The organism is Aerococcus sp. L_32 (assembly GCF_050689315.1).
This window is the reverse complement of record NZ_JBOEQF010000934.1, coordinates 1-726: the sequence shown is the minus strand read 5'-3', so window position 1 is coordinate 726 and position 726 is coordinate 1. Positions and strand designations below refer to the sequence as shown.

Sequence of the window (726 nt, the reverse complement as noted above, 5' to 3'; positions counted from 1 at the left end):
TTTTCCAGCTTGCAGTGCTGCAACAACACCAGACCAGTCAGACAAGGCCCATTCAATTTCGTAGCCCGCTTCCTCTGCTACTGCTTCAGCAACCTCTACAGAGAATCCTTTTAGTTCATCCCCTTCTTGATAGTGTTGCGGATACCCATCTGGAGACGCAGCAATTGTCACTGTTTTATCTGCAGCCCCACTTTCTAAACTCGTCGCTTCTTCCTCTGTTGATGCCCCGCACGCCGCTAAGACCAAAGCCGAAGCTAATCCAATACCCAATAACTTAAACTTTTTCATCGTTTTTCCTCCTCTTATCTGGTATATGGTACGGCTAGGCGTTTCTCATACCAGTTTTGTAATAGTGAATATAGAATGGTGAGGGCCCAGTAAATCAAGGCCACTGCGAAATAGGCTTCAAAGAACTTCAATGAATTCGAAGCGAATAATTTCCCTTGGGCAAGCAACTCGACGACCCCAATGGTGAAGGCTAGTGACGAATTCTTCAGTAAGCTAACGAAGGTATTCCCTGTCCCTGGAATGGCGTTACGAACGGCTTGCGGTAGGACGATTCCTCGCAATGTTTGCCCGTAAGTCAAGCCAACCGTCATAGCTGCTTCCACCTGACCCTCGTCCACAGAAGCCAAGGCAGCCCGGAATACCTCAGCTAAGTAGGCTGCTGTATTCAAGGAGAAAGTCAGGATTGACGCCGCTTCAGCCGACATCCCTGTTGCAATC

2 protein-coding genes are annotated in these 726 nt (G+C 48.5%); both read right to left on the bottom strand.

Annotation, left to right across the window (positions count from 1 at the left end; all coding sequences use genetic code 11):
- A partial coding sequence (locus ACRCJ0_RS17455; protein WP_431391420.1) for a transporter substrate-binding domain-containing protein occupies positions 1 to 288 on the bottom strand: 288 nt, incomplete at its 3' end.
- Between the two features lie 14 nt (positions 289 to 302).
- On the bottom strand, positions 303 to 726 hold a 424-nt coding region (locus ACRCJ0_RS17450; protein ID WP_431391419.1), incomplete at its 5' end, for an amino acid ABC transporter permease.